3 protein-coding genes are annotated in these 2,479 nt (G+C 64.4%); all 3 read left to right on the top strand.

From position 1 onward, the window contains the following. The first annotated feature begins 164 nt into the window (after positions 1-164). Positions 165-386, top strand: a complete 222-nt coding sequence (locus WCB02_RS41745; RefSeq protein WP_423968815.1) for a GFA family protein — start codon at positions 165-167, stop codon at positions 384-386. Between the two features lie 349 nt (positions 387-735). Then, on the top strand, positions 736-1,998 hold the full coding sequence (locus tag WCB02_RS41740; RefSeq protein ID WP_423968813.1) for an aminotransferase class I/II-fold pyridoxal phosphate-dependent enzyme: 1,263 nt from the start codon (positions 736-738) through the stop codon (positions 1,996-1,998). Between the two features lie 30 nt (positions 1,999-2,028). Further along, on the top strand, positions 2,029-2,479 hold a 451-nt coding region (locus tag WCB02_RS41735), incomplete at its 3' end, for a DNA translocase FtsK 4TM domain-containing protein (RefSeq protein ID WP_423968811.1).

The raw sequence follows: 2,479 nt of genomic DNA, 5'->3' as shown, positions 1-2,479 counted from the left end.
ATACCCGGCAATGCCCCGACCGTTGAGGGGCTCCAGCGCAAGTTGGAGCCCCTTTCTTTTTGTCTCTTTTTGTCTTTTCGCGGGCTTCAAAAACGGGTCTCCTGCCCAGGTCACGCCGCCAATAAATACAAGAATGAAGGCAACGCCGGACGGAGGGAACCATCATGAGGCTCGAAGGCGGATGCTATTGCGGGGCAGTGCGCTATGTGACCGAGGGCGAGCCGATCCTGAAGGCGCAATGCCATTGCCGCGAATGCCAATATATTTCGGGCGGCGCGCCCAACATGTTCATGCTGATGCCGCGCGACGGCGTCCGCTACACCAAGGGCACACCGAACCAGTTTTCGCGCAGCGACCTCGACAAGCCGGTGACACGGGAGTTCTGAGCCGAATGCGGCACGCACCTGACCACGCGGCCGCGGGTGACGACCGCCGTCGTGGTCAAGGTCGGCACCCTGGATGACCCGGCCGTTTTCGGCGGCCCGAAAATGGCGATTATACCGTCGACAGGCAATCGTTCCACGAATTCCCCGCAGAAATGCCCTGTTTTCAGCGCCTGCCGCGCTGACAGTGGCGAGCGGGCCGTAATCGGTCGAAACACGCGTGAAGATCGGCAAAATCACCGCTGGCGCGGATGGTTAATCGCGTCTTAACCTCGCCGTATCTATGGTGATTTGATCCGCTTCCACCCGCTCCCGTCGAGCGAAGTGTGGCCTCGAAGTGCTGGCGTTCCACATGGCGATGACCGCTCCACTCCCCGCGCTCCAAGGCGCCATCCAACCGGACAGCGAACGCTCCCCGTTCGCGCGCACGGCGGAGCTATTGGCGCCCTACAAGCCGGGCAAGCCATTGATCACGCTGTCATTGGGGGAGCCGCAGCATCCCGTACCCGGTTTTGTCGGGCCGGTGCTAGCGGACCATATCGCCGAATTCGGCCGCTATCCGGTCGCCAAAGGCATCGAGCCGTTCCGGCGCGCGACGGCGGACTGGCTTTCCACCCGGTTCCAGCTGCCGCGCGCGATCGATCCCGAAACCGAGATCCTGGTGCTGAACGGCAGCCGCGAGGGGCTGTTCTTCGCGGCGTTGACCGCGGTGCGCTATGCCGACCAACGGCGCGGCGAATCGGCAATCCCCAAGTCTGCTGCAGTCTTGAAGTCCGGGAGTTCAAAGCCCGCGATCCTGATGCCGAACCCGTTCTATCCGGCCTATGGCGCCGGCGCCCGCGCGGCCGGCTGCGAACAGATCTACCTGCCAACCACACTCGCCAACGGATTCCTGCCCGACCTCGATGCTCTCGATGATGCGACGCTGGCCAGGACCGTTGCGATCTATATCGCTTCGCCGGCCAATCCGCAGGGGTCGGTCGCCTCGCAGGGCTATTTCGTCCGTCTGAAGCGGCTCGCCGATCGCTTCGGCTTCATGATCCTGAGCGACGAGTGCTACTCGGAAATCTACACAAGCGAGGCGCCGGGCAGTGCGCTCGAATGCGCCGGCCCCGACTTCGCCAATGTGGTGGCGTTCCAGTCGCTGTCGAAGCGCTCGAACCTGCCGGGCATGCGCGTCGGCTTCGCTGCGGGGGACGCGAAGTTCCTCAACCTGTTCCACGAGCTGCGCAATGTTGCGGCGCCGCAGGTGCCGGTGCCATTGCAGCACGTGGCGGTGGCGGCCTATCGCGACGAGGCCCATGTCGAGGAAAATCGTCGGCTGTATCGCATCAAGTTCGATCTCGCTGACCAGATCCTCGGCAATCGCTATGGTTACCAGCGTCCGGCGGGCGGCTTCTGCGTCTGGCTCGACGTCGCGGATCGCGGCGGCGACGAAGCCGCGGCGATCAAGCTCTACCGTGACGCCGGGGTCCGGGTGATTCCGGGCAGCTACCTCGCACGGCGGCAGCCGGACGGCTTCAATCCCGGCGCGGGCTACATCCGTCTCGCGCTGGTCTCCGACAGCGAATCAACGGCCGAGGCGTTGCATCGGCTGGTGGAAACCTTGAATTGACCCTGGATTAAACGCGGAACTGCAAAGCGCATGCCGGCCATCGAACGAGTCATCCCCCTGGTCAGCTACCTGCCGGTATCGATCCGCGAAGCATTGGCGCGCAGGCTTCGCGAACTCGCGGGCCTCGGCCTGATCGCGTTGTCCGGCGTGGCGGCAGCAGCACTGATCACCTGGTCGGTGCAGGACCCGAGCCTCAGCCACGCCACGTCTCGCGCCATCCACAATATCGTCGGCTATCCCGGCGCGATCGGCGCCGACCTCCTGATGCAGATTTTGGGGATCGGTTCGATCATGGTGATCCTGCCGATCGCGCTGTGGGGCTGGCGAATGCTGAACCACCGCGGCTTTGACCGCGAAGCCCTGCGGTTCGGCTGTTATATCCTCTGCATCATCATCGCGGCGGGATTCGCGAGCTGCTGGCCCCGCAGCGCCGCGTGGCCCTTGCCCACCGGGCTCGGCGGCGTCGTCGGCGACGCGCTGG

It is taken from the genome of Bradyrhizobium sp., from assembly GCF_049581145.1.
In the GTDB taxonomy this organism is placed as follows: Bacteria; Pseudomonadota; Alphaproteobacteria; order Rhizobiales; family Xanthobacteraceae; genus Bradyrhizobium.
Note: the sequence above shows the minus strand (reverse complement) of the source record. Positions and strands in the feature narration are given on the sequence as shown.

What these genes read in the sequence shown, in the direction of transcription:
- WCB02_RS41745 (WP_423968815.1), top strand. Translation starts at nt 165, where the DNA reads ATGAGGCTCGAAGGCGGATGCTATTGCGGGGCAGTGCGCTATGTGACC.
- WCB02_RS41740 (WP_423968813.1), top strand. Translation starts at nt 736, where the DNA reads ATGGCGATGACCGCTCCACTCCCCGCGCTCCAAGGCGCCATCCAACCG.